Annotated in this window: 16 protein-coding genes and 1 tRNA gene; 10 read left to right on the plus strand and 7 right to left on the minus strand. The window is 73.5% G+C overall.

Translation table 11 applies throughout. The features are described 5' to 3' along the window. On the plus strand, positions 1 to 1,868 hold a 1,868-nt coding region (locus ACWDRR_RS17215; protein ID WP_449773014.1), incomplete at its 5' end, for a transglycosylase domain-containing protein. Between the two features lie 133 nt (positions 1,869 to 2,001). Here the strand turns inward: ACWDRR_RS17215 and ACWDRR_RS17220 are convergent. Next, the gene (locus tag ACWDRR_RS17220; protein WP_449773015.1) at positions 2,002 to 2,457 is read right to left on the minus strand and encodes a GatB/YqeY domain-containing protein; all 456 of its coding nucleotides are present in this window, start codon (positions 2,455 to 2,457) and stop codon (positions 2,002 to 2,004) included. A 378-nt stretch (positions 2,458 to 2,835) separates the two neighbouring features. On the opposite strand from ACWDRR_RS17220, the gene ACWDRR_RS17225 reads away from it, so the two are divergent. The 3 genes from ACWDRR_RS17225 to ACWDRR_RS17235 all read left to right on the plus strand — a co-directional run bounded on the left by ACWDRR_RS17225 (position 2,836) and on the right by ACWDRR_RS17235 (position 5,041). Next, positions 2,836 to 3,777: a metallophosphoesterase gene (locus ACWDRR_RS17225; protein ID WP_449773016.1), complete on the plus strand. Its 942-nt coding sequence runs from the start codon at positions 2,836 to 2,838 to the stop codon at positions 3,775 to 3,777. 100 nt (positions 3,778 to 3,877) lie between these two features. Beyond that, a tRNA-Pro gene (locus ACWDRR_RS17230) sits at positions 3,878 to 3,951 on the plus strand. Between the two features lie 280 nt (positions 3,952 to 4,231). Continuing rightward, positions 4,232 to 5,041: a hypothetical protein gene (locus tag ACWDRR_RS17235; RefSeq protein WP_449773017.1), complete on the plus strand. Its 810-nt coding sequence runs from the start codon at positions 4,232 to 4,234 to the stop codon at positions 5,039 to 5,041. Between the two features lie 68 nt (positions 5,042 to 5,109). Here ACWDRR_RS17235 and ACWDRR_RS17240 read toward each other — a convergent pair whose 3' ends face one another. After that, on the minus strand, positions 5,110 to 5,541 hold the full coding sequence (locus tag ACWDRR_RS17240) for a winged helix-turn-helix transcriptional regulator (protein ID WP_449773018.1): 432 nt from the start codon (positions 5,539 to 5,541) through the stop codon (positions 5,110 to 5,112). 94 nt (positions 5,542 to 5,635) lie between these two features. Here ACWDRR_RS17240 and ACWDRR_RS17245 point away from each other — a divergent pair, with 94 nt between their 5' ends. After that, positions 5,636 to 5,986, plus strand: coding sequence for a DoxX family protein (locus tag ACWDRR_RS17245; protein WP_449773019.1), 351 nt, complete (start codon positions 5,636 to 5,638; stop codon positions 5,984 to 5,986). 358 nt (positions 5,987 to 6,344) lie between these two features. Beyond that, entirely contained in the window at positions 6,345 to 6,938 is a 594-nt protein-coding gene (locus tag ACWDRR_RS17250) for a DUF5994 family protein (protein WP_449773020.1), read from the plus strand. 43 nt (positions 6,939 to 6,981) lie between these two features. On the opposite strand, the gene ACWDRR_RS17255 is transcribed toward ACWDRR_RS17250, so the two are convergent. Beyond that, a complete protein-coding gene (locus ACWDRR_RS17255; RefSeq protein ID WP_449773021.1) occupies positions 6,982 to 8,190 on the minus strand; it encodes a PP2C family protein-serine/threonine phosphatase in 1,209 nt (402 codons plus the stop codon). 240 nt (positions 8,191 to 8,430) lie between these two features. After that, a complete protein-coding gene (locus tag ACWDRR_RS17260; RefSeq protein WP_449773022.1) occupies positions 8,431 to 9,387 on the minus strand; it encodes a ScbA/BarX family gamma-butyrolactone biosynthesis protein in 957 nt (318 codons plus the stop codon). A 121-nt stretch (positions 9,388 to 9,508) separates the two neighbouring features. On the opposite strand from ACWDRR_RS17260, the gene ACWDRR_RS17265 reads away from it, so the two are divergent. The 4 genes from ACWDRR_RS17265 (at position 9,509) to ACWDRR_RS17280 (ending at position 13,554) form a co-directional block, all read left to right on the plus strand. Further along, entirely contained in the window at positions 9,509 to 10,135 is a 627-nt protein-coding gene (locus ACWDRR_RS17265; RefSeq protein WP_449773023.1) for a ScbR family autoregulator-binding transcription factor, read from the plus strand. Further along, a complete protein-coding gene (locus tag ACWDRR_RS17270) occupies positions 10,132 to 11,121 on the plus strand; it encodes an NAD-dependent epimerase/dehydratase family protein (RefSeq protein WP_449773024.1) in 990 nt (329 codons plus the stop codon). Before ACWDRR_RS17265 ends, ACWDRR_RS17270 begins: the two co-directional genes overlap by 4 nt. Positions 11,122 to 11,343: 222 nt before the next feature. After that, on the plus strand, positions 11,344 to 12,120 hold the full coding sequence (locus tag ACWDRR_RS17275; RefSeq protein WP_449773025.1) for a TetR family transcriptional regulator: 777 nt from the start codon (positions 11,344 to 11,346) through the stop codon (positions 12,118 to 12,120). A 285-nt stretch (positions 12,121 to 12,405) separates the two neighbouring features. Continuing rightward, on the plus strand, positions 12,406 to 13,554 hold the full coding sequence (locus tag ACWDRR_RS17280) for an IS701 family transposase (protein ID WP_449773026.1): 1,149 nt from the start codon (positions 12,406 to 12,408) through the stop codon (positions 13,552 to 13,554). Between the two features lie 26 nt (positions 13,555 to 13,580). Here the strand turns inward: ACWDRR_RS17280 and ACWDRR_RS17285 are convergent, their stop codons facing one another. From ACWDRR_RS17285 to ACWDRR_RS17295, 3 genes are all read right to left on the minus strand, one after another. After that, positions 13,581 to 13,946, minus strand: a complete 366-nt coding sequence (locus tag ACWDRR_RS17285; protein ID WP_387880765.1) for a MerR family transcriptional regulator — start codon at positions 13,944 to 13,946, stop codon at positions 13,581 to 13,583. Positions 13,947 to 14,197: 251 nt separating this feature from the next. Further along, on the minus strand, positions 14,198 to 16,609 hold the full coding sequence (locus ACWDRR_RS17290) for a PKD domain-containing protein (RefSeq protein WP_449773027.1): 2,412 nt from the start codon (positions 16,607 to 16,609) through the stop codon (positions 14,198 to 14,200). Between the two features lie 238 nt (positions 16,610 to 16,847). Beyond that, positions 16,848 to 19,268, minus strand: a complete 2,421-nt coding sequence (locus tag ACWDRR_RS17295; protein ID WP_449773028.1) for a right-handed parallel beta-helix repeat-containing protein — start codon at positions 19,266 to 19,268, stop codon at positions 16,848 to 16,850. Positions 19,269 to 19,385: the final 117 nt, after the last annotated feature.

Raw genomic sequence — 19,385 nt, forward strand, 5'->3', positions numbered from 1 at the left:
TGAAGAACGTCAACGTCGAGAAGGCCGGCGACGACCAGGCCGCCGTCCTGGAGGCCCAGCGCAAGACCCTGGGCCGCAAGATCCAGGAGCTGAAGGTCGCGATCAAGCTGGAGGAGGACCTGACCAAGGACCAGATCCTCACCAACTACCTCAACATCACCTTCTACGGCCACCAGGCCTACGGGGTCGAGGCCGCCGCCCAGCGCTACTTCAGCAAGAGCAACAAGGACCTCACCATCGCCGAGGCCGCCACCCTGGCCGGCATGGTGCAGAACCCCTCGTCGTTCGACCCGGTGCGCTACCCGGAGAACACGGTCAAGCGCCGCAACGTCGTGCTCGACAAGATGGTCGAGAACAAGCACATCACCCCGGAGCAGGCCAAGGAGGCCAAGGCCGCCCCGCTGGGTCTGAAGTACAAGGACCCGCAGAACGGCTGCATCACCGCCCAGGCGGGCATGGGCTTCTTCTGCGACTACGTCCGCCACGTGGTCAAGCAGGACCCGGCGTTCGGCAAGAGCACCGCCGAGCGCAAGAAGTTCTGGGACCAGGGCGGCCTGAACATCTACACCACCCTGGACCCGGACAAGCAGGCCGCCGCCCAGAACGCGGTGACCTCCAAGGTGAAGGTCACCGACCCGGTGTCGGCCGCCGCCACCATGATGGAGCCCGGCAGCGGCAAGATCCTGGCGATGGCCCAGACCCGCCCCTACGGCCTGGACCCGAACAAGAACCAGACCGTCGTCAACCTCAACGTCGACGCGGCGATGGGCGGCGGCAACGGCTTCCAGACCGGTTCGACGTTCAAGCCGGTCCTGGCCGCGGCCGCGCTGGAGTCGGGCATGTCGCCCACCCAGCCGTTCCCGTCCGAGAACCGGATCGACTACCCGACGATGTCCACCTGCTCGGGCACCTGGAAGAACACCGCCAAGGGCAAGGACCGCAGCGTCGGCAACGAGTCGCCCAGCGAGGTCGGCCCGTACGAGCTGAAGCAGGCGATGGCGCTCTCGGTCAACACCTACTTCGTGCAGATGGAGCAGCAGGTCGGCCTCTGCGCGATGAAGCAGATGGCCAACAAGCTCGGCATCAGCCAGACGGCCAAGGGCGACCCGTTCGTCGAGGTGCCCTCGATGGTCCTCGGCACCCTGGAGCTCTCCCCGCTGACCATGGCGAACGTCTACGCGACCTTCGCCGCCCGCGGCAAGTACTGCACCCCGATCGCCATCAACAAGATCACCACGGTGGACGGCAAGGACGTCCCGGTCCCGCAGTCGACCTGCAGCCAGGCCTACTCCGAGACCACCGCGGACAACCTCAACACCGTCCTGCTCAACGTGACCGAGAAGGGCACCGGTGCCTCCCTCGGCCTGGAGGGCGGCCGGCAGATCGCCGGCAAGACCGGTACCACCGACGAGAAGAAGGCCGCCTGGTTCAGCGGCTACACCCCGCAGGTCGCCACCTCCGTCTGGCTCGGCGGCCCGGCCGGCGGCGTGAAGATGAAGAACATCAAGATCGGTGACACCTACTACGGCAGCGACGGCGTCTTCGGCGCCACCGGCCCGGGCCCGATCTGGCAGCTGGCGATGAACCAGGCCCTGCGCGGCGCTCCCATGGAGAAGCTGCCCACCCTCGACATCCCGGACCCGGCGCCCAAGCCGGACCCGAACGCCAACCCGTCGGGCACGGCCACACCGCCGAGCGGCGACGCGGCCGCGGCGGGCGGGAACCCGGGCGGCAACCCGGGTGGGAACCCCGGCGGCAACCCGGGTGGCGCCAACAACGCCGGCGGGATGATCGGCGGGGGCTTCACCCTCCCGCCGGGGATCATCGGCGGCGGGAACGGCAACGGGAACGGCGGCGGCCACCACTGACCGGCCCGCACAGCGCACGGCGAGAGGGGCGCCCTCCGAGCGATCTGCTCGGGGGGCGCCCCTCTCGCTGCGTGCGCGGCACTGCGCCGATGCGTGCGCGGCGGCGCGTGCGCGGCGGCGCGTGGGCAGGACGTCAGCCGGTGAGCGCGGCCTTGACCGCAGCGGCCACCCGGCCGCCCTCGGCCAGACCGTCCACCTTCGGCTTCACCAGCTTCATCACGGCGCCCATACCCTGCGGGCCGGTCGCACCGCTCTCGGCGACGGCGGCGGCCACGATCGCCGTCAGCTCCTCGTCGGAGAGCTGCTTGGGCAGGTAGCCGGCCAGCAGCTCGCCCTCGGCCCGCTCCCGGGCGGCCTGCTCCGTCCGGCCCGCGGCGTCGAACGCCTCGGCCGCCTCCCGGCGCTTCTTCGCCTCGCGAGCCAGCACCTTCAGCACCTCGGCGTCCGAAAGCTCCCGCTTCGCCTTGCCGGCGACCTCCTCGCTGGTGATGGCGGAGAGCGTCAGCCGGATGGTGGCCGAGCGCAGCTCGTCCCGATCCCTGATGGCAGCCGTGAGGTCCTCGTGCAACTGCTCCTTGAGCGTGGTCATGGCCCAGAGTCTCCCACCTGCGGCGTTCGACTGCCCGGCATTAAGCACGGAGCCCGCGCGCGCTGCGGCCGCCACGGGAGGGTTCCGCCCCGACCCGGCGACCCCTCGCCGCGGTGACCCGGCCGGTGAACGGGCGATCGGGCCGCCCCCCGGAGTGCGCGCCACGCCCAGCGGCGGCGCCACGGTGCCCCGGTTCCGCCGGGAGCGCCGCAACGGCCCCGGGGAACGCGCCCGGCGGCCCGGCCACCGGCGGGTGGCACCGGGGGCCGTGGTGGCCGGGCCGGCCCCGCACCGGGGGTGCAGATGGACCACAGCAGCGTGTCCCCCCGCACCCACCGGACGTTCACCGGCTGATCCACCGTCTGAGAGCATGGAGCGATGCGACCGCTGTACTCCGTCCCCCTCGGAATCGCCGCCACCGGCGCCGCCTGCCTCGCCTACTCCGCCGGGTACGAGGTCCGTTCCTTCCGGCTCCGCCGGGTCGAGGTCCCCGTCCTGCCCAAGGGCGCCCGCCCCCTCCGGGTGCTGCAGGTCTCGGACATCCACATGGTGAGCGGCCAGGGCAAGAAGCAGCGCTGGCTGCAGAGCCTCGCCGGACTCCGCCCCGACCTGGTGGTCAACACCGGCGACAACCTCTCCGACCCGCTCGGCGTCCCCGCCACGCTCGACGCGCTCGGGCCGCTGATGGACTTCCCCGGCGTCTACGTCTTCGGGTCGAACGACTACTACGGCCCGGCCCGCAAGAACCCGGCCCGCTACCTCCAGGCGATGCGCAGCGGCGTCCACGGGATGAACAACCCCGACGGCACCGCGCGGCGCGGCATCAGCGGCGCCGTGCACAACCCGTGGGAGAAGCTGCGCGACGGCTTCGACGCGGCCGGCTGGCTCGACCTCACCAACACCCGGGGCCGGCTGAACATCGGCGGCCTCGACCTCGAGTTCACCGGCCTGGACGACCCGCACATCCGCCGCGACCGCTACAGCGAGGTCACCGGCGGCCCGTCCGCCGACGCCGACCTCTCGCTCGCCGTCGTGCACGCGCCCTACCTGCGCGTCCTGGACGCCTTCACCGCCGACCGCTACCCGCTGATCCTGGCCGGCCACACCCACGGCGGCCAGCTCTGCGTCCCCTTCTACGGCGCCCTGGTCACCAACTGCGACATCGACTCCAAGCGGGTCAAGGGCCTCTCCACCCACCAGGCCGGCGGCCGCCGCGCCTTCCTCCACGTGTCGGCCGGCTGCGGCACCAACCGCTACACCCCGGTCCGCTTCGCCTGCCCGCCCGAGGCCACCCTCCTCACCCTCACCCCCTCCCGCTGACCTGCGGCGGAGGCCCGCCGGGAATCGGATTTCGTCTCTCGGCAAGCGTCCGGTAGAGTTCTACTCGTTGCGAAGGAGACGGAGCAACAAACCGCAGGACCGGGGTGTGGCGCAGCTTGGTAGCGCGCTTCGTTCGGGACGAAGAGGCCGTGGGTTCAAATCCCGCCACCCCGACCCAGTAAGACCAGCTCAGGGCCGGTCTCCCGCAAGGGAGACCGGCCCTGACTGGTTCTCCCGGTCCGCCAGGGAAATCCTGGGAGGACCGGCCGCAGAGCGGAACTCCCGGCCTCCTGCTGAGGCACCCTCAGCAGGGCGGCCGGAACCGCGACCGGCGAGCCCGGCGACATCCGTCGGCGGACTTCGAGTGACGTGAGCCACATCCGGGTCGACCCCAGGGCCCTGGCGGCTCCGGAGCACAGCAGGATCACGCCGATCCACCGACACGAGGGCTGACATGCGTGTTTCCATCGCCACCGCACCCGGCGGCCCGAACCCCAACGAAGACTGGGTCGGGGCCACGCCGTCGCTCGCTGTCGTACTGGACGGCCTGAGCACGGTCGGCCTGGACACCGGCTGCCGGCACGGTGTGCCGTGGTACGTCGGCCGGCTCGGAGGCCACCTGATGGCCGCGCTGGCCGATCCCGGCCGGACGCTCGCCAACGGGCTCGCCCAGGCCCTCGACCAGGTGGCGGCCCTGCACTCCGACTGCGACCTGGCCAATCCCGGGACACCGTCGGCAACGGTCTCGATCCTCCGCGCCGGCGCCGGGCGATTCGACTACCTGGTGCTCGCCGACTCGCCGATCGTCTTCGAGCGGGGCGGCGAGTACCTGGTGAAGACCGACCTGCGGGTGGACACCGTCGTGCCGGACCTCCGCGCGGAGACCGAGCGCTTTGCCACCGGCACGCCGGAGCACACGGAGAGTGTCCGGCGCATGGTCACGGCTCAACGGCTCACCCGCAACACACCCGGTGGCTACTGGGTGGCCGCCTCCAGCGGCGAAGCGGCCGGCCACGCGCTCACGGGGGCGATCCCACAGGTCGGCGTCAGCGCAGCCGCTGTGATGTCGGACGGCGTGTCGGGGCTGGTCACCGACTACGGCGCGGCGTCCTGGCCGGAGGTCTTCGCGACGCTGAGGACGGCCGGTGCCGACGGGTTGATCTCCCACGTCCGCGACGTGGAAGCCACGGATCCGGACGGCGTGCGCTGGCCCCGCTACAAGGTGAGCGATGATGCGGCTGTCGCGTTCTGCCGGATGCCGTGAACCGGGCCCAGCCCCTGGCCTGCACCTGAGGCAGGCTCACCACGACATCGGTCGCCCACTCCTACCGATCAGAAGCGGTTCGGACTCCCGTCAGCAGGAGAGGCCTTCACCGAGGCCGCCTGATCCACCTCGGTGATCCCGGCAGCCTCGGCCGCTTCCCGGAAGGTGACGACCGCCTCGCCGTTCTCCCGTGCCCATGCGGTGAGCATTCTGATGGGCTCCTCCAGGGTTCGCCCGAGTTCGGTCAGGCAGTACTCCACGCGCGGCGGCGCCTCGGCGTACGCGTGCCGCTCGACGAGCCCGTTGGCCTGGAGCCGGCGCAGCGTCTGGGTCAGCACCTTGCGCGAGATGCCACCGCTCAGCTCGACCAACTCACCGTGGCGCAACGGGCCTTCGGTCAGCGCGAAGAGCGTGACCATCGACCACTTGCTGGCGATGATCTCCATGGCCAGGAGAGCGGGGCAGTCGGCGAGGAAGGAGATTCCGGGTCGCAGGCTCATGCTCGAAAGTTACCTGAAGGTACCTGTCGACTGCCTATCGTCATCGAGGTGCGCACCCCCCTCTACTCGCATCTCGCATGATTGAGGTTCAGCCGTGTTCATCTCCCTTGCCGTCGTCACCGTGGTCATGTCGGCGCTTCTCCTGATATCGGCCGGGGCCAAGTCTCTGCGGACGCGGCACATCACCGAGCAGATGTCCACGCTCGGAGTGCCGCAGAGCATGATGGCTCTCCTGATCGGCGCTCAGGTCGCCGGCGCGGCCGGTGCGATCGCCGGCCTCCGGTGGGGACCCGTCGGAATCGCCGCCGCGATCGGCCTGACGCTCTACTTCGCCGGGGCGGTCGCCTTCCACCTGCGCGTCGGCGACCGCAAGGGCGCGTCCCCGGCGGCGGTCCTCACGCTGGCCTCCGTCGCCCTGATCGCGCTGCACGCTGCCACCCTCTGATCCGCCGGGACGACGCGGACCGGGCGGCATGGACCAGCGGCCGCACCCGCTGCCGAGCGGCTGATGGCGCCTCATGGTCGTCCGTCGGCGCCGTCGTCCTGATCCCTTCCCGCCGCCCGCACCCGCCCGCCCGCCGGCTGCGGGGCCGGATCGCGCACCGGGTGGGGGCGGCGGGGCGGTCGGTGTCCCGTCGTGCGGGAACCGGTGGTCGCGACCGTGCCGGGCCCGGGCGGGACGGGGAGTAGCCTGGACATCACCGAAGGCACTTCGCATGCCGGCACCGGACACTGGCGTCGTCTCCGGCGAACGCTGTGCCGGACCCGGCCCCAGGGTCGGGCCCGGGGACGGGCCCCTGGCCATGACTGTGACCCTCGATCGTGCGACGACCACCACCCCCCTGGAATCCACCGCGCGGCTGCTGCTCGCGCCCGGTGGCGTGCGGCCCGGCCGGCTGGACGGAGCCTGGTGGCCCCGCTCGCGCGATCTTCTCCTCGAACTCCCCGCCCTGGCCGCCGAACTCGACGGGCGGTGGGGCCGGATCATCCGGATCACCGTGAACCCCGCCCAGTGGCCGGTCGTCCCTGCGCGCATCCCCGTCACGGGGCACACCGTCCATGCGGGCTGGTTCGGCATCGAGCAGGACGAGCACACGATCGCGCTGTACTCGTACGCCCCGCTGAGGCTGAGCCTGCTGGTCGTCCCGCCCGGGACGGATGCCGTCGACGCCGCCCGCCTGATGTCCGAGGCGGCCGGTCCCGCCAACGGCCGGACCGCGAGTGAACTGATCGCCGCGTACGGGGACGCCGTGCACGGGGAGGGTGGCGCGGCGGACGGGCAGGACGGTTCGGACTTCCTGCCGTCGGCCCTGACCCCCGCCGACGGCCCCGGCGAGGCCGGCCGGCGCGCGGCCGTCGCCCGGGACCGGGCCGGGTCCTGGCCCGTACCCGCGTAGCCGCGCAGCCGGTGGGCGGACGAGCCGCCGAGCCGGTGGCGGCTCAGCGCCACTCGATCAGGAACAGGGTGGCGTCGTCGCTCGTCAGCCCGCCCCGCTTCTCCTTCAGGAGGTGGGAGAGCGCGCGCACGACCGCCCGCACGCCGTCCTCGGAGCGCTCGGCGCGGTTGACCCAGTCGATCAGTTGCTCCTCGCCGAACTGCTCCCCGCCCGCCTCCCGCTCCTCGACCAGGCCGTCGGTGAAGCAGAGGACCCGGTCCCCGTGCCGCAGCACCCGCTCGCTGATCACCGGCTCCTCGCCGCCGAACCCGACCGGCAGCGTGGTCGCGCTCTCCAGGCGCTCGACGACGACGTGGTCCCGGACGAGGAGCGGAGCGGGATGCCCGGCGTTCACCCACTGCAGGTGGCCGGTGGCGGTGTCCAGGCGCATCATCTGCGCGGTGACGAAGTGGTCGGGCCCGAACTGCTCGGCGATGGCCCGGTCCATGAACGCGTAGATCTCGGCCAGTCCGATGTCGGCGCGCCTGGCGTGCCGGTACGCGCCGATGGCCACGGTCGCCATCGTGGCGGCGTCCAGACCGTGGCCCATCGCGTCGATCGTGGCCACGTGCAGGACGTCGTCGTTGAGCGCGTAGTCGAAGCTGTCGCCGGCCACCTGGTAGGCGGGTTCGAGGATGCCGGCCACGGCGACCTGCGGGAGGGTCATCGCCAGCGGGGGCAGCAGGGACCACTGGATCTCGGCGGCCACGCTCATCGGTTCGAGGCGCCGGGCCTGGACGATCCGGTCGGTGTAGCCGGTCCCGGTCGTCAGCAGCTCCGCGACCAGCCGGGCGAACCGGCGCAGGATCCGGCGGTCGTGGTCGTCGACGGCGTCCAGGGTGAGCACCAGCACGCCCGAGACGTCGCCGCCGCCCAGCAACGGCAGGTGCAGTCGCACCCCGTCGGCCCGCGGCACCTCGACGGGGGCGCCGCTCAGGAAGGCCGCACCCGCGGCGGAGCCGGCGATCGGCTCCGGCTCCCCGGCGAGCAGCCCCGGGCCGGGCAGCGGCATGAGCATCAGCTGGCCGTAGTCCGGCAGGAGGACGGAGACGTCACGGCCGCCGAGCCCGGCCAGCTCCCCGGCGATCGACGGAGCGATCAGCCGGGGCGGCAGTCGGTGGGCCAGGTCCAGCAGCCGCCCCAGGACTCCTTCGCCGAAGCCCTCCGTCCGGTCCGGCTCCGCCGCGTCGGACCGCCGCTCATCCGCGCTCACCGCCGCACCTCTCCCCACCGCGCGGGGAGCACGCGGCGGACCTCGATCGGCCGCGGCGATCACCGTGCGGTTCGCCGGGCCGGTCCCTCCATTACGCCCGACACCGGCGCGGTTCGCTCTCCGCCGGCCCGGACGGCGGGTGCGGGGCGGCGGGTGTGTGCGGCCGGAGCGTGGGGCAGGCGCGGGCGTCCGGGGCGGCCGGCCGTCACCGGCCGGTGGGAGCCGGCCGGGCGCCGGCGGTCACCGGACGGGGTTGTCGGGGTGGGGCACGACGGTGACGACGGTGGAGCAGGACACGGTCTCCGGGCCCTGGTGGAGGGTCACGCCGATGCGGTCGCGGCCGGCCGGGTCGCGGGGCAGCCGGGCGGCCTCGACCAGGCAGGGCTCGTCGAGCTCGACGTAGCTGGTGAAGACGCACTCCATGGCGACCGCCAGGACGGGGGCCGGAGGGCAGAGGGCCTGGGCAGCCTGACGGCAGGCGTCGAGGAGCAGCGCGCCGGGCACGTGGTCGACGGGGTGGTCGAAGTAGACGGGGTGGGACGTGTCGACCCGCAGCTGCCAGCGCCGGGCGTGCTCGGTGGCGGAGAGGGCGACGTCCTGCGAGGTGGCGGCGCCGGGTCTCGCGGCGCGTATCGGGGGCCCCGGCGGCACGGCGCGCGCCATCATCCCGGCGGCGTCGGCACGCTCGCCGCGCAGCCGCCGGTAGATGGCCGGGGCCTGGACGGTGAAGCGGGTCTGGGCGGTGGCGAGCGGCTCGCCGGCCCGGCTGACCATGTAGGACAGGCTGAGGGCGCTGACCCGGTTGCCGCGGCGGACCACGTCCTGGCAGACCACGTCCAGCCGGACGTCGTCCCAGCCCTGCTCCGAGGGCCGGTCGACCAGGAGCAGCTCGGGGACCAGCGCGAAGCTGAAGCGGTCCCAGACGAGGTGGTGCCCCAGCGGGACGTCGAAGGCGGCGTGGGACAGCAACGGGAAGCTCTGCCGGATCGTCTCCACCAGGAGCATCGGGTCGTAGAGCCCGGTTCCACCGCCGAGGGCGGCGCGGACGCGGGGCCAGCGGGCGGTCACCCGGTAGGTGTCCGGCCCGGTGGGCTCCCAGCCCGTGAGCAACACCTCCTCGACCGCGCGCTTGTGGACGAGTTCCTTGGGCACGGTGGTCGCAGCGGTGATGGTGCTGCCGTGGTCTGTGCGATACATGTGTGTACTCCCCCAGAATGGCCACTGGCGTGGTTGGTGGAGCCTCCGTTGTGTACGCCGGGCCCCGCTGCAAATAACGTAGAGGTCGTTCTTTTTGTTTGTCGAGGAGTTTGGAGTCACTGTGACGCGAGCGAAGCAGGACCGAGCCGTACGCACCCGCGGGACGATCCTGCGCGCCGCCGCACACGTCTTCGACGAGTACGGGTTCAGCGGTTCGAGCGTCAACAAGATCATCACACAGGCGGGCACCACCCAGGGGGCAATGTACTTCCACTTCCGGTCCAAGGAGGAGTTGGCCAAGGCGGTGATGGACGAGCAGGCCGCCGACCTCGAACTCCCGGACCGGCCGGCCGGTCTTCGGCAGCTGCTCGACCTCAATCTGTACCTGGCCGACGAACTGCGGGACAACGTCCTGCTGCGCGCGGGCGTCACCCTCGCCGTCGAGCAGGGCCAGCTCGGCCTGCGCGACTTCCGCCCGTACGAGATGTGGGCCGAGCAGTTCTGCGCCGAGCTGGAGGAGGCCCGGAAGGCCGGTGAACTGCTGCCCGACGTCGACTCGGCGGAGTTCTCCCAGGTCCTGGTCGGGGCGTACACCGGCACGCAGGTCATGTCGCACCTGCGCAGCAACCGCGCCGACCTGCCGGAGCGGATCTCCCGGCTCTGGTGGTACCTGCTGCCCGGCATCGCGACCCCGCCGGTCGTGGAGTCGCTGCGGGCCGTCCTCGCGGAGCGCGGACACCGCGCATGACCGGACCGCGCATCCTGCTGACCGGAGCCGGCGGCTTCATCGGCTCGGCGGTGCTCGCCGCGCTGCGCGAGCTGCCCGGGACCGGCCCGGTCCGGGCCCTCGCCCGCTCCGCCGCACCGGCCGGGACGGTCCGGGTCGCCGGGGACCTCGCCGACCCGGCGACGCTGCGCGGCGTGGCCGACGGCACCGACGTCCTGGTCCACCTCGCCGCCGCGGTCTCCGGCGACGAGGAGTCCTGCGCGGCGGTCAACGTGCACGGCACCCGGGCGCTGCTCGCGGAGGCCGCCCGGGCGGGCGTGGGCCGGATCGTCCACCTCTCCACCACCGCCGTGTACGGCCCCGGCCCGCACCGCGGCATCGGCGTGGACGCGGTGACGCCGGCCCCCGTCTCCGCGGCCAGCCGGACCAGGCTGACCGGGGAGCGGGCGGCGCTCGACGCCGGCGCGGTGGTGCTGCGCGCGCCGCTGGTGCTGGGCGCGGGGGACCGCTGGGTGGTGCCCTGCCTGGCCGAACTCACCCGCCGGGTGCCGGCCCGGTGGGACGGCGGCGCCGCCCTGCTCTCGCTGGTCGCGGTGGAGGACCTGGCCCGGCTCGTCGCCGGGCTGGCCGTCGGCCCGGACCCGGCCCCCGGCGGCATCCACCACGCCGGCCACCCCGAACCCGTGAGCAGCGGAGCACTGTTGGACACCCTCGCCGACCACGGGGTACTGGCGCCCGTCTCCGGCCCGGACTGGCCCTGGGAGCGCTGCGTGGCCGAACTGCGGCGGGTGCCCGGGGTGTTCAGCGAGCGGCAGTTCGCGCTGCTGGCGCAGGACCACTGGTACCGCAGCGCGGAGATCTGGCAGCTGGCCGGCACCGACCCCGGACCGGGCCCGCTGCACCGGCTCGCCGCGGCCGCCCCCTGGTACCGGGAGCACCTCGCGCGGACCGGCGCCCCGGCCACCGAACAGACTTCCGGGGAAGTTGCCAAAGCTGCAAGCGGATGACGTGCGTGCAGTGCGTATGCGGCCCGCTCCGCGTAGCGTCGGGACTCCGTCGGATCGGCTCGGACCGACGCAGGGGTCCCGGCCTTTCCGCCCACCCCGCTCCGTCCGCCCGAAGGAGCCACTCCCGCTCATGCGGTTCGTCAGTCCCTCGCTCCAGGCCGTGGAGCCGGTGCCGACGCTCGGCCGGTGTGCCCGAGCGGCCCGCCCCAGCGGCGGTGGGCGATGAAACAGGAACGGGCCCAGCACACCCGACGGGCCCTGCTGCGGGCCGCCGCCGGTGAGTTCGACCGGCACGGCTACGCGGGCACCTCGCTCTCCCGGGTCAGCCGGGCGGCCGGGGTCACGATGGGCGCGCTGACCTTCCACTTCCCCACCAAGGCCAGCCTGGCGGACGCGGTGCGCGCGGACGCCGTCGAGCTCACCCGGGCGGCGGTCGGGGCCCCGGCGTGCGGGGTCCCGGCGGGCGGGGTCCCGGCGGGCGGCGGAGGTGCGGGCAGCGGGGGTACGAGCGGCGGAGATACGGACGGCGCGGACGGCGGCTTCGGCGCCGGGCTCGGCCCCGGCTTCGGCCCCGGCGAAGTGGCGCGGCTGACCGACGTGCTCACCCGGCTGCTCCAGGAGGAGCCCAGCGTCAGCGCGGCGGCCAGGCTCGCCTGGGAACAGCCCGGAGCGGCCGACAACTGGTACGCCAGCTGGATCCCCGTCCTGCGCCGGCACCTGGCGCAGGAGCAGTCCCACGTCCCCTCCCGGCGGGGCGACGGGCCGGGCCCCGAGGCGCACGGCGCGGTCGGACCGGTCTCCGGGGGGTGGGAGGCCTGCGCGTCGGCGGCCGCCGACGCGCAGGACCTCGAAATCCTGGTGCACTGCCTCGTGGTGGGCTCGGAGGCGCTGCGGCGCGGGGTCGTCCCGGTGGGCGGGGAGACCGCCCCCAGCGGGGAGGAGCTCCGGCAGCGGCTGCGCCGGCTCTGGCACCGCACCCTGGCCGGGCCCTCGGCCTGACGCAGGCCGGCCGGCGCCGCGTCTCCCCCTCCGGCCCCGCCGACCCCTCGTAACCCGCCGGTCCTCCCCCGTACCGCGCGGTCGGGCCCGGCACGGGCGCGCGGGGCGGCGCTCCCCGGTGGCGCGCGCTCTGCGATGGCAGGTGCGCGCCGGGGCGTACGCACCCCGGCACACGAACTTGTCAGAATCTTGCCAGGGCCCGCCTCGGAGTCCAAAACAAAGCGATCGTTCGCTATTCTTCTCGGGACGGCCTCGCACGGCACCTCACGATCCCGGGGAGCTCACATGGACGCGCAACACCTGCCGCCGGCCGGCGAAGCAACGGTCTCCCGGTTCGCCGAGCAGGTCTTCGCCCACCTGCCCCGGATAGACCAACGCCGCTGGGCCCACGCGTACCTGCGCGGCCTGCTCGCCGCACCGGGCCGCAAATCGCTGTCGAACATGGCCACCAGCCTGACCACGAGCCGCACGGCCGCGCTCTCGCTCCAGCAGTTCATCAACGGCAGCCCCTGGGACTGGCGTCCGGCCCGCCGCGCGCTGGCCCGCCTCACCACCACCGGGGCGCGGCCGGTGCGGGCCTGGACCGCCACCCTGGCGGTCATCCCCAAACGCGGCGACCAGGCGGTGGGCGTCCACCGCCGCTTCGTCCCGGAGTTCGGCCGGACCATCAAGTGCCAGGCCGCGGCCGGGATGTTCATCGCCACCGACCGGCACGCCGTACCGGTGGACTGGTCGCTGCTGCTGGACGCCGACTGGACGGAGGACCAGGGCCGGCGCGCCCGTGCCCGGATCCCGGACTCCGTCACCCCGCGCCCGGCGGACCGGACGGTGCTCGACATGGTCGACCGGCTGGCCGCCCACCTCCCGGTCGCCCCGCTGGTCGCGGACCTCACGGTGGTCGAGGACCTGCCGCCCCTGATGTCGGCGCTCGCCCGCCGGGGGGTCCCGTACCTGCTGGAGGCCCGGCCCCACCAGGCCGTCCGCCCCGTCCTCCAGGCGACCACCGGGCGGTTCGGCCGGATCCAGCAGGACGCGGTACCGGTCGAGACGCTGTTCCCGCGCCAGCGGCCGCGCACGCCCGGCAGTCCGCAGCCGACGCTGCGCTGCGTCCCGGTCCTGACGCCCGGCGCCCAGGGCGCGTCCGTCCACCGGCTCTGGGTGCAGGACACCCGCGGCGGCAGGCCCCGGCGCTACTGGCTGACCAACCTCACCGAGGACGCGCCCGGCGTCCTCGCCCTGCTCGGCACCGCGACGACCACCCGGGACGCCGTGGACCGGCTGGGCGCCGACTTCGGCCTGCTGGACTTCTCCGGCCGCTCCTACCTCGGCTGGCACCACCACATGACGATGGTCTCGGCCGCGTACGCGCTCGGCCACGACCGGCCGGACCTGACCGGGACGCCGGCGCGGGAGGTCTTCCGGACCTCCGCCTGACCGGCCGGGGCGGCGGGGGGCGGGCCTCAGGCCACCAGGGCCGAGGCCTCCGCCTCCCGTGCCGCCGCGACCATGCCGGCCAGCGCGGCCCGGCTCGCCCCGAGGACCAGCATCTGCCGGTCCAACACGGCCAGCCGGCGTTCGAGCACCTCCAGCACGCACGAGTCCACCGTGGACTCGCCGCTCACACAGGGCAGCACGTCGCGGATGGCACTGGTCGAGAGCCCCGCCCCCAGCAGGGCCCGGATCCGGCGCACGACCACCGGCGCCTCGGCGCCGTACCGGCGGTGCCCGCCGTCGCGCCGCCGGCTCTCCAGCAGCCCCTGCTCCTCGTAGTACCGCAGCAGGCGCACGCTGACCCCGGTCTGCGCCGACAGTTCACCGATCCTCATGTGACCCTCCGAACGCGCGCCCGCGCATCGCACATCGACGGCGATTGTAACGCGACGGGCACGACCGACCACGGGACCGCACTCGGATGCGGCGGCCGATCCCCGTCCACGGGAGGCGATCTGACGATCCGTCCGTCCGGATCCGTGGGCCCGGACGGCGAAGGGCCGGTCGGCCGGCAAGGGACGTCGCTGCCCCTTCCCGGCCGCCCGAAGCCCCGCCGGTCGAGGCGGTCGAGGCGGTCGAGGACCCGTCAGCCGAGGATCTGGAACACCGAATCCGCCTGCCCCGCGTACGCGTTGCTCAGGGCGAAGGTCCGGCTGCTCGGGCGGAAGATCCCGAAGGTCGCCCGGCCCTGGCGGAGCCAGTCGCCGACCACCGGCAGGTCGCCCTTGACGCCGTAGGAGGCGGTGGAGACCGTCCCGTTGTCGTGGCGGAGGATGAACAGGTTCGGGTCACCCGGGTTGCGGCCCGGCCGGAAGACGCCGAACTGGGCGTGGCCCGTGCGGTCCCAGTCGCCGACCAGCGGGATGTCGGTCGGGTCACCGAAGCGCAGCGTGGTCACGCTGCCGTTGTCGTGCCGGACCGCCAGCAGGCTGCTGCTCGGACGGTAGACCGCCAGCTGGTCATGGCCGTTGTGGTCCCACGCACCCACCGCCGGGAGGTCGCCGGGCTCGCCGAACGGCACCGCGGTCACCGAGTAGTCGGCGTGCTTGAGGCCGAAGGTGGCGGTGCTCGACCGGTAGATGCCCGCCTGCTCCGGGTTGCCGGCGTCCCACTGACCGACGGTCGGCAGGTCACCGGGCTCGCCGAAGAGGTAGCTCATGGACGCCCGGCCGGTCGTCTTCTGGTAGGAGACGGCCCACTGGCCGTTGTAGAAGAGACCGACCTGGGAGTTGGGCGCACCGAAGCGACCGGCGACCGGGACCCCGTTGGTCGGGCCGAGGACGTACGGCCTGGTCGTCGCGGCCGCCGAGCGCCCGTGGTCGTCGAGGATGGCCAGGGTGACGTTGAAGAAGCCCGAGGTCGGGTACTCGTGCGTCAGACCGGTCGGCAGGGAGCCGTAGCCGACCGAGGCAGGCGAGCCGTCGCCCCAGTCGACGGTGTACCGGTCCACCGGCCAGGGGCTGCGGCTGCCGTCCGCGATCCCCACCGTGGTGGTGCTGGAGTCCGCCTGCGTGACCCAGAAGGCGGCGTAGAGGTCGTCCACCCGTCGGGTGGTCACGGTGCTGGTGGCCGTGCGGACGACTCCGGCGGTGCTGGTGACGGTGAGCGTCACGGTGTAGGTGCCGACCCCCGCGAAGTCGTGGTCGACCGTGAAGTTGCCCGCACCGAGCGAGGTCAGCGGGGCGCTGCCGTCGCCGAAGTCCAGGGTGGCGCCGGCCAGCGACCACCCCGGGGTGACCGAGCCGGTGACCTGACCGCGCAGCGGGCGGCCGGCCACCGGGGTGTCCGTCGCGTGGACCGAGGCCGAGATCAGGTCGTGCGTGTCGACCGCGCCACGGTCGTGGTACCCGACGCCGGTGCCCTGGTTGGCGATGTTCGGATCGTCGACCCTGGCCAGGCCCCACAGGTCGGTGTCCAGCTGCCCGGGTGCGTCGGCATCCGCCGCGTCCGTCACGCCCTCGGCGGCGGCCGGGACGAAGTACTCCCCGCTCTTCGCCAGCCTGGGGTCGACGGACAGGTCGTGCCCGCCCTGCCCGGTGGCCCGGAACTGGCTCGCGGACGGGTACGCCGTGCCGCCCCAGGAGTAACCGGCGGTGCCCGTCGCTGGGTAGACCACGTTGTAGTCGACGACGGTGCCCGCGACGGAGCCCGCGGAGACCACCAGACCCGTACCGGGAACCGGGCTGCCGCACGTCGTGCTGCGCACGGCGCCGGTGACGATGTTGTTCTCGACCGCGGCGCGCGGGGAGTCCCCGAGCAGGGCGACGCTGTCGCCCTGGCAGTTCAGCGTGACGGTGTTGCCGGTCACCACCGTGCCGGGGGCATCGGTGACGACCAGGCCGCCGGCCTTGTTCTCGGAGAGCTGGCTGGCCGTGACGACCGTGCCGGTCGCCCCGGCCTCGACCACGAGCCCGGCCGTTCCGCTCAGCCTGATCAGACTGCGGCTGACCGTGACGCCCTTGCTGGCCCCGGTGATCCGGACACCCGGCGCCGGGGCGGGGAAGTTCGGCACCCCGTCGGTGACCCGCGGCCGGCCCGCGGCGACGACGTGGTCGCGGTCCAGCACGACGCGCTCGGAGTCCTGGACGAGCACGGCCTCCTGCGGGGACCCGAGGTAGAGCTGGCTGAGCACGATGTCGTGCACGCCGGAGAGCACGAAGGCGTGCGGGAGGTCCCTGGTCTCGGGGGTCTGCCGGCTGGTGCCCACCATCACGCTCGGCTGCGAGATGCCCCAGGCCCCCTTGAAGGTGATCGGCCGGCCCTCCGTGCCCGAGCGCTTGACCGTCACCTGCTCCGAGTAGTCCCCGTTCCCGGCGATCTGCACCGTCTGACCGGGCTGGGCCACGTCGGCCGCGGCCTGGATGGTGCAGTACGGCTGCGCCTGGGTGCCCTCGCCGGCGTCCGAGCAGTGGGCGGAAGCCCGGTTGTCGACGTACAGCACCGACGCCTCGGCCTGGGCCACCGACGGCAGCGCGGTGCCGGCGACGACGGAGCTCACGATGGCAGCGGCGATGCCAACGCGACGGCTTATTGACACAGTTGATTCCTCATGGTCGCAAGGGGTGCCGATCGGAGCGCTCGCTCGCGAACGTCCGGACGATCCGTACCGGCAGAGCGGACAGCAGTATCCACGAGGCCTCCACGGCCCGGTGACGAGGGCGCCCCGGAATCTCCGCACGGGAGCCTCCGGGGCGCCCCGGTCCCACGGCCGCCGCCCGGGAAGGCGGCGGCCGCCGTCAGTACCTGGTGATCCTGAAGACGGAGTCGCCGGCCTGCGCGTAGGCGTTGCTGAGGCTGAAGACCGCCTCGCTCGGGCGGTAGACGCCGAAGGTCGTCCGCCCCCGGCCCAGCCAGTCGCCGACCACCGGGAGGTCGCCCTGGGCGCCGTAGGCGGCCGCGCTCACGCTGCCGTCGTCGTGGCGCAGCGCGAAGGTGCTGCTGCTCGGCCGGTAGATGCCCAACTGGAGGTGGCCGACGCCGTCCCAGTCCCCGACCAGCGGCCGGTCGCCCGGCTCGCCGAAGCGCGCGGTGGTGACACCGCCGTCGTCGTGGCGCACCGCGAAGGTGCCGGTGCTCGGCCGGTAGATCGCCAGCTGCGCGTGCCCGTTGCCGTCCCAGGGGCCGGGCACCGGGAGGTCGCCCTGCTCGCCGAAGGCCACCGCCGTCGCGCTGCCGTCGTCGTGGCGCAGGGCGAAGGTGCCGGTGCTCGGCCGGTAGACGCCCAACTGGTCGTGGCCGCCGTCCCAGTTGCCCGTGACCGGGATGTCGCCGTACTGGCCGAAGGCCGCCGTCACGGCCGGGCGACCGGTGGTGCTGCTCGTGGTGAGCGACCACTGGCCCTCGCGGAAGACCCCGACGTACGACGTCCGGCCGCCGGCCCAACGCCCCGCCACCGGTGTGCCGCTGACCAGTTCGGGCGCGTTGCCGCCGAACTGCCGCAGGCTCGTGTAGTCGAAGGTGCGGCCGTGGTCGTCCGTGAACACCGCGCGCAGCGTGTAGCCGCCACGGCTCGGGTAGTTGTGCTTGATTCCCGCGTTCAGGGTGGCGATGTCGGTGGCCAGCACGGGGGTGCCGTCACCGAAGTCGACCGTCACCCCGGCGAGCGGCCACGGGCTGTCGATTCCCCCCTGCAGGGTGTAGTGGAGCTCGGGGTCGCCCCCGATGAAGCCGAACGTCATCCAAGGACGCGCCATGTCGGGGACGGGGTCGACCCGGGCGTCGATCGCGACCGTCCGGGTGGTGCCGCGGCTGTTGACCGCGGTGACCTCCACCCGGTAGGTGCCCGGCCCCGGGAAGGTGTGGACGATCACGCCGCCGTCGACCGCCTGGCTGGTGCCGTCGCCGAAGGAGATGGTCCTGGTCACCGGCCCCCAGGAGGACAGGTAGCCCGAGTCGAACGCCAGGTCCAGCGGGTGGCCCTTCGGGAGGTACGCCGTGCCCTGGACCTGCCGCAGGTTGACGAAGAGCGGGTCCTGGAACTCGATCGCCCCGCGGTCCCGGTAGGTCACCGCACCGGGGCCGATGTTCGGCAACCACGGGTCGTCGGCGGGCGCGTTGCCCAGCAGGTCGGTGGCGAGTCGGCCGGGCGCGTCGTCGTCGGCGGAGTCCAGTTCGCCGTCCTCGCTCCGGGGCGCGAGGTCGTCGGTGGCGGAACCGGTCAGGTAGTACTGGGGATCGGCGTCGTTGTCGTGCCCGCCCTGGCCGGTCGCCGCCGCGAAGGCGGCGGGAGAGGCAGCGGCCGTCCCGCCCCAGCGGTAGCTCCCGCCGGTCGCCACCGGGCGCACGACGTTGTAGTCCGCCTTCGTGCCCGCGACCGACGCCGGCTCCACGACCAGCTCGACCGTCTCGCCGGGGGCGCAGCCGAGGGCCTTGAGGCCGGTGGCGGTGACGATGTTGTTCTCGATCACCGCGCCGGACGAGGCGCCCGCCAGGGTGATGCCGCTCCCGCAGTTCTCGACGACCGAGTTGCTCGTCACCACGGTGCCGGGGGCGTCGGTCACCAGGATGCCGCCGCCGCGGTTGGCGTTCACCGCGTTGGTGGTGAGGACGGCACCGGAGACACCGGCCTCGACGGCGATACCGGCACCGGCACTGCCGCCGATCCGGTTGCGGCTCACGGTGACCGCCGTGGTCCGGCCGGTCAGCCGGACGCCGGGCGTGGTCGCCCCGTCCGCCGCGACCAGCACGTTGCCGTCGAGGACGATCCGGTCGGCGTCCGCGACCAGCAACGCCTCCTGGTCGGTGGTGAACGCGAGGCCCTGGACGGTGACGTCGTGGACGTGGGCGAGCCGGAACGCGGGCGCCCCCCGGCCGGTCGAACCGACCTTGGCGGCCGGCCGCTTGTCGGCGCCGGGCAGGCCCCGGAAGGTGACGGGGTGGCCGGGGGTGCCGGAGCGGGTCACGGTGACCGCCTCCGGGTACGTCCCACCGGCGATCTGGACCGTCTGCCCCGGCAGTGCCGCGTCGGCGGCGGCCTGGACGGTGCAGTACGGCTGCGCCTGGGTGCCGGTGCCCGCGTCCGAGCACTGCGCCGACGCGTCGTTGTTCACGAAGAGCGTGGTGGTCTCGGCGTGCGCCGCGGCCACCGGCAGGGCTGCCCCGACGACCACGGAGCTCACCAGTGCTGCGGCGAGCCCGATCCGACGTCTTACGGCCATGCTGTGTCCCCCTGGGAGTCGTGCGCCGGAAGCCTGCCGGACGGTGTCGGGCACCGTCCGCGGAGCAGGCGATGAGCTGATGATCATGATGGCGCGCAGAGCAGTATCCACGAGCCC

The organism is Kitasatospora sp. NPDC003701 (genome assembly GCF_053587085.1).

Coding starts and splice junctions, on each gene's coding strand:
- ACWDRR_RS17275 (WP_449773025.1), top strand. CDS start 11,344: ATGAAACAGGAACGGGCCCAGCACACCCGACGGGCCCTGCTGCGGGCC.
- ACWDRR_RS17240 (WP_449773018.1), bottom strand. CDS start 5,541: ATGAGCCTGCGACCCGGAATCTCCTTCCTCGCCGACTGCCCCGCTCTC.
- ACWDRR_RS17260 (WP_449773022.1), bottom strand. CDS start 9,387: ATGTATCGCACAGACCACGGCAGCACCATCACCGCTGCGACCACCGTG.
- ACWDRR_RS17235 (WP_449773017.1), top strand. CDS start 4,232: ATGCGTGTTTCCATCGCCACCGCACCCGGCGGCCCGAACCCCAACGAA.
- ACWDRR_RS17280 (WP_449773026.1), top strand. CDS start 12,406: ATGGACGCGCAACACCTGCCGCCGGCCGGCGAAGCAACGGTCTCCCGG.
- ACWDRR_RS17285 (WP_387880765.1), bottom strand. CDS start 13,946: ATGAGGATCGGTGAACTGTCGGCGCAGACCGGGGTCAGCGTGCGCCTG.
- ACWDRR_RS17225 (WP_449773016.1), top strand. CDS start 2,836: ATGCGACCGCTGTACTCCGTCCCCCTCGGAATCGCCGCCACCGGCGCC.
- ACWDRR_RS17295 (WP_449773028.1), bottom strand. CDS start 19,268: ATGGCCGTAAGACGTCGGATCGGGCTCGCCGCAGCACTGGTGAGCTCC.
- ACWDRR_RS17270 (WP_449773024.1), top strand. CDS start 10,132: ATGACCGGACCGCGCATCCTGCTGACCGGAGCCGGCGGCTTCATCGGC.
- ACWDRR_RS17220 (WP_449773015.1), bottom strand. CDS start 2,457: ATGACCACGCTCAAGGAGCAGTTGCACGAGGACCTCACGGCTGCCATC.
- ACWDRR_RS17250 (WP_449773020.1), top strand. CDS start 6,345: ATGACTGTGACCCTCGATCGTGCGACGACCACCACCCCCCTGGAATCC.